11 protein-coding genes and 8 tRNA genes are annotated in these 12,382 nt (G+C 60.4%); 2 read left to right on the forward strand and 17 right to left on the reverse strand.

Features of this window, described 5'->3' with window-relative positions; genetic code table 11:
* Nucleotides 1-2 precede the first annotated feature (2 nt).
* Nucleotides 3-974, reverse strand: coding sequence for an alpha/beta fold hydrolase (locus BLS51_RS04455; RefSeq protein ID WP_090177603.1), 972 nt, complete (start codon nt 972-974; stop codon nt 3-5).
* A 50-nt stretch (nt 975-1,024) separates the two neighbouring features.
* On the opposite strand from BLS51_RS04455, the gene BLS51_RS04460 reads away from it, so the two are divergent.
* Nucleotides 1,025-1,738: a TOTE conflict system archaeo-eukaryotic primase domain-containing protein gene (locus BLS51_RS04460; RefSeq protein ID WP_090180626.1), complete on the forward strand. Its 714-nt coding sequence runs from the start codon at nt 1,025-1,027 to the stop codon at nt 1,736-1,738.
* On the opposite strand, the gene BLS51_RS04465 is transcribed toward BLS51_RS04460, so the two are convergent.
* From BLS51_RS04465 to BLS51_RS04540, 16 genes are all read right to left on the reverse strand, one after another.
* Nucleotides 1,735-3,318: an amidase gene (locus BLS51_RS04465; protein ID WP_090177599.1), complete on the reverse strand. Its 1,584-nt coding sequence runs from the start codon at nt 3,316-3,318 to the stop codon at nt 1,735-1,737. The genes BLS51_RS04460 and BLS51_RS04465 overlap by 4 nt on opposite strands.
* 144 nt (nt 3,319-3,462) lie before the next feature.
* The gene (locus BLS51_RS04470) at nt 3,463-4,038 is read right to left on the reverse strand and encodes an elongation factor P (protein ID WP_090177595.1); all 576 of its coding nucleotides are present in this window, start codon (nt 4,036-4,038) and stop codon (nt 3,463-3,465) included.
* A gap of 124 nt (nt 4,039-4,162) precedes the next feature.
* On the reverse strand, nt 4,163-5,296 hold the full coding sequence (gene earP, locus BLS51_RS04475; RefSeq protein WP_090177593.1) for an elongation factor P maturation arginine rhamnosyltransferase EarP: 1,134 nt from the start codon (nt 5,294-5,296) through the stop codon (nt 4,163-4,165).
* 65 nt (nt 5,297-5,361) lie between these two features.
* Nucleotides 5,362-5,437: transfer RNA gene (locus tag BLS51_RS04480), tRNA-Glu, on the reverse strand.
* Nucleotides 5,438-5,473: 36 nt separating this feature from the next.
* Nucleotides 5,474-5,549 (reverse strand) — tRNA-Glu (locus BLS51_RS04485).
* 30 nt (nt 5,550-5,579) lie between these two features.
* Nucleotides 5,580-6,860, reverse strand: a complete 1,281-nt coding sequence (locus tag BLS51_RS04490) for a type II toxin-antitoxin system HipA family toxin (RefSeq protein ID WP_090177589.1) — start codon at nt 6,858-6,860, stop codon at nt 5,580-5,582.
* Nucleotides 6,853-7,263 carry a helix-turn-helix domain-containing protein gene (locus BLS51_RS04495; RefSeq protein ID WP_217636401.1) on the reverse strand — a complete coding sequence of 137 codons (411 nt, stop codon included), beginning with the start codon at nt 7,261-7,263 and terminating at the stop codon, nt 6,853-6,855. Before BLS51_RS04495 ends, BLS51_RS04490 begins: the two co-directional genes overlap by 8 nt.
* A 266-nt stretch (nt 7,264-7,529) precedes the next feature.
* Nucleotides 7,530-7,605: transfer RNA gene (locus tag BLS51_RS04500), tRNA-Glu, on the reverse strand.
* 32 nt (nt 7,606-7,637) lie between these two features.
* A tRNA-Ala gene (locus BLS51_RS04505) sits at nt 7,638-7,713 on the reverse strand.
* Between the two features lie 46 nt (nt 7,714-7,759).
* A tRNA-Glu gene (locus BLS51_RS04510) sits at nt 7,760-7,835 on the reverse strand.
* A 33-nt stretch (nt 7,836-7,868) separates the two neighbouring features.
* Nucleotides 7,869-7,944: transfer RNA gene (locus tag BLS51_RS04515), tRNA-Ala, on the reverse strand.
* A 41-nt stretch (nt 7,945-7,985) separates the two neighbouring features.
* Nucleotides 7,986-8,061: transfer RNA gene (locus BLS51_RS04520), tRNA-Glu, on the reverse strand.
* Nucleotides 8,062-8,093: 32 nt separating this feature from the next.
* A tRNA-Ala gene (locus tag BLS51_RS04525) sits at nt 8,094-8,169 on the reverse strand.
* 85 nt (nt 8,170-8,254) lie between these two features.
* Nucleotides 8,255-9,664 carry a glutamate--tRNA ligase gene (gene gltX, locus BLS51_RS04530; RefSeq protein ID WP_090177585.1) on the reverse strand — a complete coding sequence of 470 codons (1,410 nt, stop codon included), beginning with the start codon at nt 9,662-9,664 and terminating at the stop codon, nt 8,255-8,257.
* A gap of 28 nt (nt 9,665-9,692) precedes the next feature.
* On the reverse strand, nt 9,693-10,100 hold the full coding sequence (locus BLS51_RS04535; RefSeq protein WP_090177583.1) for a VOC family protein: 408 nt from the start codon (nt 10,098-10,100) through the stop codon (nt 9,693-9,695).
* 126 nt (nt 10,101-10,226) lie between these two features.
* The gene (locus BLS51_RS04540; protein ID WP_090177579.1) at nt 10,227-11,336 is read right to left on the reverse strand and encodes an alanine racemase; all 1,110 of its coding nucleotides are present in this window, start codon (nt 11,334-11,336) and stop codon (nt 10,227-10,229) included.
* 61 nt (nt 11,337-11,397) lie between these two features.
* Here BLS51_RS04540 and BLS51_RS04545 point away from each other — a divergent pair, with 61 nt between their 5' ends.
* A complete protein-coding gene (locus BLS51_RS04545; protein WP_090177576.1) occupies nt 11,398-12,381 on the forward strand; it encodes an ornithine cyclodeaminase family protein in 984 nt (327 codons plus the stop codon).
* The last annotated feature ends 1 nt before the right edge of the window (nt 12,382 follow it).

A 12,382-nucleotide genomic window follows, 5' to 3' on the forward strand; every position in this document is an offset into this window, starting at 1 on the left:
GCTCAGCGCCCGACCTGCTTGAGCACCTCCAGCACGGCGGCGGTCACCGCTTCAGGCTTGTCTGCCTGAATCGTGTGGCCGGCGCCGGCTACCACGCGCTGAACGCTGCGCGGCGACAGTTTGGTGAATTCCTTCTGGATCGCGGCATTCTCCACCTCGAAGGCTTTGTTGGCGGCGCTTTGTGGCTGTCCCGGCACCGCGTAAGGGCTGACGCTACGCGTCAGCACCACCACCGGAATATCGCCGAAGGGCCGGCGTAGTTTGCGCAGTTGTTCGTCAGTAGTCGCCATGGCATCGTACTCCGCCGCCCTGGCACGCCAGTATGACGGCTTCAACTCGGACGCCAGTATCGCCGCGCCAAGTTGCGCGCCATAGTTCACCAGCGGCTCGCCGATGCACTGCTTCTGTTTTTCGGCGTCCTTGGCAAAGCCCTGCTCCGCCGCATCCAGGCAGTATTTGTCCTGTCCCACGACCATCGCGTAGATCTGTTTGATTTTGCCGCCAGAGGCGCGGTCCAGCCGCGCGGTTTCGTCTTCATGCTGCGCTTCCACCAGCACCAGTCCCTTGACCGATTGCGGATGGCGATACGTGTAGACCTGCACATTGGCGCCGCCCAGCGAATTACCCACCATGATGAACGGCCCCTTCTCACCCGCTGCGGTCAGCAGCTTGTGCAAGTCGGCCGCCACGCTTTCGGCGGTATTCGGCTGCGGAGAAAAATCGCTGAAGCCAAAGCCGGCACGATCAAACACGCAGGCGCGTGTTTGCTTGGCCACTTCAGGCTGCACGCGATACCAGGCCCACCCTGCATCGCCGGCCGGCGCATCAAACACCACGGTGGTCGCGCCTTTGCCGCTGCAGTACAGATTCATCTTGCGGCCGCCGCCCACATCAATCAACTGATGCGGCTTGGCGAACTCGCTCGCCGCAGCCCAACCGGAACTCAACGCCAACGCTATCAGTACAGCTTTCATCCGCCCTCCCTGTCATGTGAAGTTGCGCAATAATGAGCGATAATGCAAGCATGGACAAGTTAATTTCTGAACTGCGGCGCCTGTACCTGCTCAACGCCGACAACCACCAGCGCCTCCAGCACCACCTGCGCGGCGAGGCGACGTTTGCCTTCGACCTGGCACAGGATGGCGTGACGCGCGCCATCGTCATCGATTTTCACAAGGCGGTGGAAGAACAGCACTGGCTGCGCCTGTGCGATGTCGCCAACGCACTGCAATCGGCGCTGGACTTGCCCGCGCCGGCGGTCAGCGTGTCCGGTGGCGACAGCTACCGTCTATGGCTGTCGCTGGCCTCGCCCATCCCGGTGGAACAGGCACGCCAGTTCCTCGACTTGCTGCACAAGGCTTACTTTGAAGATGAGCAGATTGATTTCGGCCGCACCATGGTCGAACTGCCTCCATGCCTGCACGTCGCCACCGGCCTGTGGGCCTCGTTTATCAATCCGAGCATGGGTGGCGCGTTGGCCGAAGACCTGGGCCTGGAAGTGCCGCCAAACGAAATGGCGCAAGCCGCCTTCCTGGAAAAGCTCGACAGCATCAGCGACGAGCAGTTCGATCACGCGCTGGCGACGCTACAGCGCCAGCACACTGCGGCGCCAGCGCCAGCACCTGCGCGCCAGACGCCACAAGGCCTGTTGCTGAAAGACGCTTCACTGGAAGACATCGTCAGGCACCTGCACGCGATGGGCATCGAGCCCACCTTCCGCCACGTGCTGAAGAACTAGCGCATCGCCAGCGACACGCTGGGCGGAAACTGCGGCGCGCGCCGGTGCAAGGTCGCCTGTTCATACGAATAGGCCATGCGGATCAACGCCGCCTCGCTGTAGGCCGCGCCGACAAACGACAGGCCCACCGGCAGCCCTTGCACGTAGCCGGCCGGCACGGTGATGTGCGGATAGCCGGCCACCGCCGCCGGCGACGAGAAGCCGCTGATGAAGTGGTCGCCATTGATGAAATCCGTCAGCCACGCCGGGCCGCCGGTCGGCGCCACCAGTGCATCGAGCCGGTGCTGCTGCATCACCTGATCGATGCCTTCGGCACGCGCATAGCGGCGGTTATTGGCCAGCGCGTTCTGATACGCCGGCGACTCCAGTCCGCCCTTGGCCTGCGCCTGCTCCAGATACTCCTGGCCGAAATACGGCATCTCCTGCTGCCGATGCTGCTGGTTGAAGGCGATGATCTCCGCCATATTCGACACCGGTGCGTTCGGCGCATACTCCTTCAGGTAAGCCGCCAGGTCGGCCTTGAATTCATACAGCAGCACTTCGGTTTCGCTGTCGCTGTACTTGCCGACGTTGGGCACGTCCGCATCCACCAGCACCGCGCCCTGCGCTTTCAGATCCAGCAGCGCCTTCTCGATCACCGCATCCAGCTCCGCATGATGGCCGAAGAAATTACGCGCCACGCCGATGCGCGCGCCTTTCAGCCCGGCCTTGTCCAGCGCCGCGCGGTAGTCGCCAGCCTTGCCGACGCCCTCCTGCGTCACCGGATCTTTCGGGTCCACGCCGGTCATCGCCGACAGCATCAGCGCCGCATCGGCGACGCTGCGCGCCATCGGCCCGGCGGTATCCTGAGAATGGGCGATTGGAATGATGCCGCTGCGGCTGACCAGCCCGAGGGTCGGCTTGATGCCCACCAGGCCGCAGATCGACGCCGGCGAAACAATGGAGCCATCGGTTTCCGTGCCCACCGCCAGCGTCGCCAGGCCGGCTGCGATCGCCGCGCCGGAGCCGGAACTGGAGCCGCTGCAATTGCGGTCGAGCGAATACGGATTCAAGGTCAGGCCGCCGCGCGCACTCCAGCCGCTGACCGAATGGGTCGAGCGCATATTCGCCCACTCGCTCAGGTTGGTCTTGCCGATGATGACAGCGCCGGCCGCCCGCAACTGCGCCGTCACATGCGCATCGCGCGCCGCACGCACGCCGGACAATGCCAGCGAACCGGCGGTGGTGCTCATGCGGTCAGCGGTGGCAATATTATCCTTCAGCAGAACCGGAATGCCGTGCAGCGGGCCGCGCAGGCGCTTCAGCTTGCGCTCGCGGTCCATCTCCAGCGCGATCTTCAACGCCTCCGGATTGATCTCGATGATGGAATTCAGGCGCGGCCCGGACTTGTCGATGGTCTTGATACGCGCCAGGTATTGCGACGTCAGCGAGTGCGACGTGAGCTTGCCCGCCTCCATCATCTGCTGCTGTTCGCGCACGCCGGCGTCGAGGATGCCACCGCTGCCCAGCGGCTTGCCGAAGGCGCTGCCACTGGCAGCGCCAGCCGCCACGCCCATTTTGACGAAATCCCTGCGATCCATGCCATCCCCGAGGTTGGTTTCACTAATGCGCCGCATTTGTTGCGTTGCATTAATATATCAGGAGGTTGCAAGTTACACCACAAAAATTAACAAAAAAAAAGCACGCCGGCTTGCGCGGGCGTGCTTTTCGCAAAAAAGCGGTGCTTAGTTACGCACGACTTTCTTGAATTCGTTGGTACGGCTGTCGATTTCGATCATGTCGTCCTGCGACACGAACAGTGGCACCTGGATGGTGAACTGCTTCGATTCGATGGCGTTTTCGATCTTGGCTTCTTTGGTCACGTTGCCCGAAGTGTTGCCTTTGACAGCAGGCTCCGAGTAGATGATCTGACGCTGGATGGTGGTTGGCAGTTCAACCGAGATTGCTTTGCCGTCGTAGAAGACAGCTTCGCATTCCATGCCATCTTTCAGGTAGTTCAGGGCGTCGCCCAGGTTTTCTTCTTCGATTTCGTACTGTTCGTAGTCAGCGTCCATGAAGACGTACAGTGGGTCCGCGAAGTACGAGTAGGTGACTGGCTTCTTGTCCAGAACGACCACGTCGAATTTGTCGTCGCCGCGGAACACGCTTTCGAATGGCGCGCCGGTCAGCAGATTCTTCATTTTCCACTTGTAGGTGAAGCCCGTGCGGCTCGAACCGTTGACGTCGGAACGCAGCACGATGAATGGCTTAGCGTCAACCATAATGATATTGCCAACACGAATTTCTTTTGCAGGTTTCATAGTGATTCTACTTAATAAGGTGGTTGCGTAAAGATCATCGTCGCCTGGGCGGCCTACGTTTGATCGGGTAAAAAATGCTTCATAGAGATTAACCCGGCATTGTACCTTGTTTTTCTTCTAGCGCCTATCTCAGCGTGGCGGCAAACGACAGCAGATTGCCGGCCAGATCGCCGTGCGCCAGCATTTGTTGCTGCCACCCGGCGGCGTGCGCAGCGGCCGTTTCGCGCTCCCCTTGCAGCCCGTTCCACAGCGCCATCCAGTCATCATCCCCAGCGGCCGGTGCGCCGTTCCAGCGCAGCGAAAACAGCGCCAGTTGCGGCAGGTTTTCCGCATAGCGCAGCAGGAAGGCGCGCAGTTTTTTGTGATGCAGGTTTTCGTCCTGCGGGTAGATGTGCCAGATGAACGGCTTGCCGGCCCACTGCGCGCGCACGAAGGAATCCTCGCCGCGCACGAAGTTCAGCTCGCAAGCCCACAGCAGCTTGTCGTAGTCCGGCTGTGGCACGAAAGGCAGCACGCGTACCGTCAGCGCGCCATGCGTTGCCACTGTCCCGGCGCGGCCATCGCTGCCGCTGAAAGCGCGCACGGCATCGGCCGCCACGCCTTCCGGCACCAGGCAGGTCAGCGGCCTGTCGCCTTGCTGCCACACGTCAAACAGGGCCGACACGGGCGCGTGCGGATAGCAGAACAGCGACACCTTGGTGGATATCAGCTCCGCCGGCGTCAGGCCCAGCTGTTGCAGGAACGGCTCGGGTTCGAATTGCAAACGCTGTTGTTCCAGCGCTGCCTCACGCAGCAGGCCGCCGGTTTTTTCGGTAAAGCCTGGGAAGAAGAAATGCTTCATCAGCCCCTGCCGCTGCGGCGACGGCAGGCGATGGCAGCCTTCCACCCACTCCTCTGCGGTCAGCCCTTCGAGGTTGAACCAGACCGGGCGTGGCTCGCACTGCGCCATGGCGTCGATATAGCCGGGCGGGAGATCGACCGCAAAGAACTCCACGACGATATCGGCCACCTGCTGCGGCGTGTAGACGCCATCCTGGTCGCGCCAGTGACGCACCGTGACCTCTTCCACTTGCTGGCGTTCGGCGGCCACATCCACTTCAGGGCAGATGCGCTGGAAGCTGGCCAGGTCGTCGACGTACAGCGTTACCGCCAGGCCGTGCTCGCGCACCAGCTGTCTGGCGAGACGCCAGCAGATACCGATGTCGCCGTAGTTATCGACTACGCGGCAGAACAGATCAAGGCGGCGGAAATTCGTCATATAAGCGGATCCTCATTACAGCACAGGAATGCAAAAAGCCGCACAAGGCGGCTTTTTGCATGATTTGGCGTCCCCACGGGGATTCGAACCCCGGTACTCACCGTGAAAGGGTGATGTCCTAGGCCTCTAGACGATGGGGACAGAAACTGTCCGTACTGGCCATTTGGAAATGTCTTTTGGCGTCCCCACGGGGATTCGAACCCCGGTACTCACCGTGAAAGGGTGATGTCCTAGGCCTCTAGACGATGGGGACATTTCCAAGGCGCGAATCATAGCAGCACGATTAGGTGAACGCAATAGCAAACCCTTGTTTTTGCTGAAAAAAGACAGCAAGATTGGCAGCACCACAACGTTGCGCTTGGAACTCAGGATCACCCACAGCTGCCACCTCTTTCTCGATGGCGTCTGCATTGGCGCGGGTAAGCCGATAAAAATCTTCCGCAGTTTGACTTACGGCCTTCAAGCTTGGAGCAGCCGTTTGCCCGTCCAGTGTCAGCGCGTGCTCATGCTTGTACAGGCTCGGGTTCATGTCAAATGCCGGCGCAAGGCACCAGCCAGACTTATCCCGAAGGCATCCATGATTGCGCAAGTGGTCGTCGCGGTTGCCTATCAGGACGTTGAAAACGACACGCCGATAAAGTTGCTCAAGGTCTGTATTGATATGGTTTTGCGCGCCTTGGTCAGAGATGAATTCCACTATGTCGATATAGCTGGCATCCGTCTGCCCATCCTGGCGCTCAAGCAAAGTCATCGCAGACACAAACATGCGGCGACTCCACCTCTCACGGTCAAAGCGCTCGACGCAAAAAGTGCGGTATCCATCCCCAAACTTCTCCAGGCGAGACTCAGGAACCCAGATACCGGCATCACGCGCCATCCGATGAACGAGATACTCCCACGCACCAACGTCGTAACGGTCTTCTCTGGAAGGAAACTTTGCGAACCAAAGTTTGCCTGTTATATCAGTGAAATTCGCTTTCGGCCGGGCGCCACCAAGGGACGTGCCAGGCGCGATCAACATGGCAAGCCAGCGCTCGTACGCCGGTAACTTTTCCACGCCTGGTTCCTCCAGTTGACGGCTGATCTCGGCCAATTCAGCCAGACTTGTGACCGGCGGCGCGGCAATTTCGCGGTTGTCGAGAAAGTTGGCCCCCTCGGACTTGCGAAAGCGCAGTGCCCCCATGCGCGTGATGTCGTGTACTCCCAGCAGAAAGTCCACTTCATGCAGCTTCTTCATCGCGCGCTCTTCGCGGTCGGCTTCGACTGCTTCGCGCCGCTCCATCAGCATACGTCCCCACCTGTCCGGTGCTGAATCGAGGAAAATACCAAAACCCGGCACGCCCACTTCAGGAAATTGCTCCCCCGAATGGATGTCCAATCGTGGATCGAGCATGAACCGACCAGGGTGCTGCTCCCAACTTTCCACGTATTGGAACGAAGGCGGCAAATCCTCCTTGCGCAGGTTTCGGTGAAGTATGCCCACCTGCTCCTGAATGCCTAACTCTGCCGCTTCAAGATGTACTTGATAAGTTTCACGCTCCTGTAGTGTTTTAGCTTTACTCATCAACAGACTCCTCCTGATTGACAGCCTCCTGTCCGATGCGAAGAGACTTCGTTGCGCGTCCTCGTGGAGTTCGAATCAAAAGCTTAGCATCCTGGAGCTTGCGTCCGAGGTCGTCGTTCCTGGCCACAGCATCAAAGTCTTTGTCCATGCCCAGGATGCGAAGCGCGCGCAGGTATGTGCCCATCGCAATCGAAGCATCACCTTTTTCCAGCCGATTCAACGTGTCACGCGACACATTCATTCGTTCGCAAAACAGTAGCGTCGAAATGCCTCGGCGCAGACGTGCTTCTCGCAGCCTAAGTCCAAAGGCCTTAAGCTGTCTCTCTACAGACGGAAACGGGCGTGATGTTTTGGTTTTCATGTCCGACAAATTAGACAAAATACCTTTTTTTGTCAATTTCATCGGACAGGCATAATATTTTAAAGTTCAAAACGTCCGATTAAAAAGACAAATTTTAATTTTTTGTCCAATTTATCAGACAATATCTGGTCATTTCCCTTGCGGCTTGCTTCATGTGTACGGAGAGGTCTTTGACGTTAGAGCAATTCAGCTACCCAACCGATAGCAGCAATCGCGTCTAATAGACGGGATCATTCTGCACTGCTGCAAAGAGGAGGAGGCGCAGAAAACAAAAAAGCCGCTACATGGCGGCTTGGTCACTTGCGCTTTGGCGTCCCCACGGGGATTCGAACCCCGGTACTCACCGTGAAAGGGTGATGTCCTAGGCCTCTAGACGATGGGGACCAAGGAACTACTGGATATGTATTCTACGCTGTTGGTGGAGGTAAGCGGGATCGAACCGCTGACCTCTTGCATGCCATGCAAGCGCTCTCCCAGCTGAGCTATACCCCCCGGGCGCAGAAAACAGTAACTACTAACCGACCAGCCTTGGCAAAGCTGGCGTCCCCACGGGGATTCGAACCCCGGTACTCACCGTGAAAGGGTGATGTCCTAGGCCTCTAGACGATGGGGACCTCGGAACTACCTGAACTACATCTTCCGTGCGTTGGTGGAGGTAAGCGGGATCGAACCGCTGACCTCTTGCATGCCATGCAAGCGCTCTCCCAGCTGAGCTATACCCCCTCTGGCACAGAAAATTTACGACCAACCAGCCTTGGCGAAGCTGGCGTCCCCACGGGGATTCGAACCCCGGTACTCACCGTGAAAGGGTGATGTCCTAGGCCTCTAGACGATGGGGACCCTGGAACTACCGTACTACAATCTCTGCAAACTGGTGGAGGTAAGCGGGATCGAACCGCTGACCTCTTGCATGCCATGCAAGCGCTCTCCCAGCTGAGCTATACCCCCGTTTGCGCGAGAGACAAGAGTATAGCAGAGGCGCCGTATTATGCAAATACCCTTTTGCAACTTTGCCCCTGCTTCAATGAATAATTTAGAGGAACTTCGCCAGACGCGCCACAACCGTGTCGCGGCCGAAGATTTCCAGTACAGCGTCGATCGCCGGCGTTTGCAGCTGGCCGGTAATAAACAGGCGCAACGGCATGGCGATCTGCGGCATCTTCAGGCCATTGGCCACCAGCACTTCCTTGATCATGGCTGCCAGCGCCGCCTTGTTCCACTCGACCGTTTTGCAACGCTCGGCGAAATCAGCCAGCGCCGGCTTGACGGCATCGGTGACGTGCTGGGTCAGCAGCGCGGCATCCGGTTGCGGCTCGCGGTAGAACAGCATGGCGGCGTCGGCCAGTTCGTTGACGGTGTTGGTACGCTCTTTCAGCAGACCCAGCACCACAGGCAGGGCCGGCGCGCCCTCGAACACGGCGCCGTTGGCCAGCATGCGCGGCTTGGCCAGTTCGGCCAGACGCTCGTTATCGGCCTGCTTAATATAGTGGTTGTTCAGCCAGTTCAGTTTTTCGATGTTGAACTGTGCAGCCGAGTTCGACAGATGCGAGCCGTCGAACCACGAACATACCTGCTCCATCGAGAACACTTCGTCGTCGCCGTGGCTCCAGCCCAGTCGCGCCAGATAGTTCAGGATGGCTTCCGGCAGATAGCCTTCGGCCGGGTATTGCATGACGTTGACCGCATCCTTGCGCTTGGACATCTTGGCGCCGTCCGAACCAAGTATCATCGGCAAGTGGCCGTATTCCGGCAGCGGTGCACCGATGGCGCGCAGGATGTTGATCTGGCGTGGCGTGTTGTTGACGTGGTCGTCGCCGCGCAGCACGTGGCTGATTTCCATGTCCAGGTCGTCAATGGCGACGCAGAAGTTATAGGTCGGCGTGCCGTCCGGACGGGCGATGACCAGATCATCGAGCTCCTTATTGCCAATGGTGATGGTGCCTTTGACGAAGTCGTTCCAGCTCACTTCGCCATCCAGCGGGTTCTTGAAGCGCACCACCGGCTTGCGGCCTTCCGGAATCGCCGGCAGCGTCTTGCCTGGCTCTGGGCGCCAGGTGCCGTCGTAGCGCGGTTTCTGGCCAGCGGCGGTGGCGCGGTCGCGCATTTCCTGCACTTCTTCCGGCGACGAATAGCAATGGTAGGCGGTGCCGGCATCCAGCATCTGCCCCACCACTTCGCGGTAGCGGTCCATGCGCTGCATCTGATAGAACGGACCTTCGTCGTGGTTCAGGCCCAGCCAGGCCATGCCCTCGATAATCGCCTGCACGGCTTCCGGCGTCGAGCGTTCCAGGTCGGTGTCTTCAATACGCAGCACGAAGGTGCCGCCGAAGTGACGGGCGAAGGCCCAGGAATACAGCGCCGTGCGGGCGCCGCCGAGGTGGAGGTAGCCGGTCGGGCTTGGGGCAAAACGGGTGCGGACTGGCTTGGCTGGTGCGTTGGTCATCGGAGTGAAAGCTGAGATATAAAAGCAGCTATTTTACCGCGTCGGCGGCGGCCTGGCGCTCAAAGCTGGCGCGGTACTGCTCGTGTGCGTCGGCGCGGGTATTGATTTCGAACAGCAGTCCGCCCGGCGCGGCGCAGAAAAAGCGGGAACCGCGCTCATGGTGGAACATGCCGGTTTTCATGGCAACGCCCTGCGCTTGCAGGTGCTGGTACAACTCGCTCACCGCCTCCACCGACGGCAGTTCGAAGCCGAGATGGAAGTTGTGCGGCCACACCACGGTGTGGTCCTTGGCTTCGATGACGATGTCGAAACCGGCACGCTTCAGCATCGCGGCTGCCGGGCTGATGAATTCCAGCGAGCAGCCGAGGTGCCGCACGAAGAAGTCGGCGGTGGCGCGCACGTCGCTGGATGGAAAGCTGAGATGGTTGAATTTCATGGTGGTTCTCCTGTTGGTGAAGCCAACAGAATAGGCGTCCGACGCCCTGCCCTCAACTCGCTTTCCTTTCGCAGAAAATCCTTTACGATCAACAGCTTAGTAACGGCGCAAACGGATTACTCGCATTTACCAGCCGCTGAAGCGCGGCCACACCTTCAACTCGCCGCCTTTTTGGGGAATCACATGGTACTGGCCATGCTGCGCGCCGGTGGCGCAAGCGTGGTTTGGCAGGATACGCAGGCTGCTGCCGACCGGGAACATCTGGCTGATATCGCCCTCGCCCGTCCATTGCAGCACGCCATGCTCCTGGTTGGCCTTGCCGAAGGCCAGACCGTCGACCGGCTTGCCGTCGGCATCGCACACCAGGCCGTAGCCGTGGCTTTGATGGCCGAGGTCACGGCTCATCGCCATCCAGCCGCCGTCGGTGATGATCCAGCCCTGGTCCGGCTGATGACCGATGACCGTGCACAACACGCTGATCGCCACATCATCCGACGTGCAGACGCCTACATCGGCCATTACCATGTCAAAGAAGACGTAGACGCCAGCGCGCACCTCCGTCACGCCTTTCAGGTGCCGCGCACTGAGCGCTGTCGGCGTGGAGCCGACGCTGACCACTTCGCACGCATGGCCGGCGGCGCGCAAATTCTCTGCGGCGGCCACGCAGCGTGAACGCTCCTGCTCGGCCATGGCGGCCAGCGCTTCCGGCGTATTCAAGTCGTAGGACGCGCCGGCGTGCGTCATCACGCCCTTCAGGCGGGCGCTGCCTTGCAGCGCGGCGGCGATTTGCGGCAGCAGCGGATCGGCAGGCTTCACGCCGGAGCGGTGGCCGTCGGTATCGATCTCGATCAGTACGTCATAACAGACGCCATTCGCTGCACCATGGATGGCGACCTGCTCCGCCATCGCCACCGACTCCACCAGCAGCGTCAGGCGTAGGCCGGCGCGGATCAGCTTCAGCGCATGGTCCAGCTTGTTTGGCACGATGGCGACGGCGTACAGGATGTCATCCACGCCAGCGCGGAAGAATTCCTCCGCCTCCTTCAGCGTGGAGACGGTAATACCGCGCGCGCCGGCCGCCATCTGGCGCCGCACCACTTCCAGGCATTTGCTGGTCTTCACATGCGGACGAAACGCCACGCCCAGCTGGTTCATGCGGTTCTGCATGCGTTCGATGTTGCGTTGCATGCGGCCCTCGTCCAGCAACAGCGCCGGCGTTTCCAGATTGTTGTGCATGACGTGCTCCTCAAATGTCGATACAATACATTTTATCCAGTTTTAGATAATTTTGCCAATCATGCGACAACAAGCCCAACTCCTGCTGCTGGACCGCGATGCGATCGCCGGTCTGCTGAATGCCGATCTCGCCCTAGACGCTGTCACTACCGCCTTCGCGCTGCATGCCAGGCAGCAAGGCCGCATCTTCCCGGTGGTGCGCGAGGCGCTGGCAACGGGCGGCGTGTTCGGCATCAAGTCCGGCGACGTCGCGTCGCGTGATTTGCTGGGCTTCAAGGCGGCCGGCTTCTGGCCAGCCAACCGCGAGTTGGGCGGCGAGCCGCATCAGGCAACAGTGATGTTATTCGATCCGGCCACAGGACGGCCGCGCACCATCCTGGACGGCAACGCCATCACCACCGCGCGCACCGCCGCAGCCGGCGAACTGGGGCTGCGCACGCTGGCGCGACAGGACAGCCAGTCGGTGTGCGTGTTCGGCGCCGGCGTGCAAGCCAGCGCGCAACTGGCTGCGGCGCTGCGCGCCCTGCCCTCGCTGCGCGCAGCGTACTACGTATCTCGCAGCGGCCGACCGGATGGCAGCTTTGAGGCGCGCTTTGCCGCGCTGGGCTTGGCGCACTGCACGTTGCGCCATGCCGCCGATGCTGATGCAGCGGTCGCCGCCAGCGATGTCGTCATCACGGCAACGCCGGCGCGCGGGCCGCTATTCAGTGCGGGCGCCGTCAAGCCTGGCACGCATATCAACTGCGTCGGCGCCGACACACGCGGCAAGCGCGAACTGCCGGACGGCGTGCTGCAACAGGCACAGGTCATCGTCGACGATCTGGCGCAAGCCAGCACGCTGGGTGAAATGCAATGGGCTCCCGGCATCGCATGCGTGCAACTGGGCGATCTGCTGAACGGCAGCGCTGACTACATGCGCAAGCCGGAAGACATCACCGTGCTTGATATGACCGGCCTTGCCTTGCAAGACTTGGTATTGGGCGAGGCGCTCTATAAAGCTGCACACCTGGCAGGCGCGGGACTCAGTATTCCCTGGCCGTGGTGAG

Source organism: Duganella sp. OV510 (assembly GCF_900100205.1).
In the GTDB taxonomy this organism is placed as follows: Bacteria; Pseudomonadota; Gammaproteobacteria; order Burkholderiales; family Burkholderiaceae_D; genus Rugamonas.

Bases quoted from the DNA above. Each gene is read 5' to 3' on its own strand.
- BLS51_RS04455 (WP_090177603.1), bottom strand. From the start codon at position 974: ATGAAAGCTGTACTGATAGCGTTGGCGTTGAGTTCCGGTTGGGCTGCG.
- BLS51_RS04460 (WP_090180626.1), top strand. From the start codon at position 1,025: ATGGACAAGTTAATTTCTGAACTGCGGCGCCTGTACCTGCTCAACGCC.
- BLS51_RS04465 (WP_090177599.1), bottom strand. From the start codon at position 3,318: ATGGATCGCAGGGATTTCGTCAAAATGGGCGTGGCGGCTGGCGCTGCC.
- BLS51_RS04470 (WP_090177595.1), bottom strand. From the start codon at position 4,038: ATGAAACCTGCAAAAGAAATTCGTGTTGGCAATATCATTATGGTTGAC.
- earP (WP_090177593.1), bottom strand. From the start codon at position 5,296: ATGACGAATTTCCGCCGCCTTGATCTGTTCTGCCGCGTAGTCGATAAC.
- BLS51_RS04490 (WP_090177589.1), bottom strand. From the start codon at position 6,860: ATGAGTAAAGCTAAAACACTACAGGAGCGTGAAACTTATCAAGTACAT.
- BLS51_RS04495 (WP_217636401.1), bottom strand. From the start codon at position 7,263: ATGAAATTGACAAAAAAAGGTATTTTGTCTAATTTGTCGGACATGAAA.
- gltX (WP_090177585.1), bottom strand. From the start codon at position 9,664: ATGACCAACGCACCAGCCAAGCCAGTCCGCACCCGTTTTGCCCCAAGC.
- BLS51_RS04535 (WP_090177583.1), bottom strand. From the start codon at position 10,100: ATGAAATTCAACCATCTCAGCTTTCCATCCAGCGACGTGCGCGCCACC.
- BLS51_RS04540 (WP_090177579.1), bottom strand. From the start codon at position 11,336: ATGCACAACAATCTGGAAACGCCGGCGCTGTTGCTGGACGAGGGCCGC.
- BLS51_RS04545 (WP_090177576.1), top strand. From the start codon at position 11,398: ATGCGACAACAAGCCCAACTCCTGCTGCTGGACCGCGATGCGATCGCC.